We start from the raw sequence: 435 nt of genomic DNA on the forward strand, positions 1-435 counted from the left end.
GAAGGGGATGGTGAACCTGGCCAAGGCGATGGCGACGCAGGGCTTCCTGCGGAAGGTGCCGGGCGACTGGCAGGAGATCTTCTTCCCCGGCCTCCAGGGCCGCGACGGGAGCTGAGCGACGCGGATCCGGCGCCGCCCACACGTCCCATCGCTCACGGAACCCGGATGCACAGCTTCCGCTTCAGCGCCGAGCCGCTCCCGCCCGAGGTCGAGGCCGCGCGCGCGTCCGTCCGCGCCTTCCTCGACGCGGAACGGGCGGCCGGGCATTTCGTGCCGCACCGGACCTCGTGGACGACCTTCGACGCCGCCTTCAGCCGGCGCGCGGGGGCGGCGGGCCTCATCGGGCTGACCTTGCCGGAGGCCTATGGCGGCCACGGCCGCTCCGGCCTCGTCCGCTTCGTCATCACCGAGGAGATGCTGGCGGCGGGCGCACCC

General features: G+C 73.8%; 1 protein-coding gene. It reads left to right on the forward strand.

All coding sequences use genetic code 11. The features are described 5' to 3' along the window. Positions 1 to 165: 165 nt before the first annotated feature. Positions 166 to 435: acyl-CoA dehydrogenase family protein (locus ACU8YC_RS28190; protein WP_446896422.1), on the forward strand; the 270-nt coding region annotated here is incomplete at its 3' end.

It is taken from the genome of Citrobacter sp. VF227 (genome assembly GCF_052950715.1).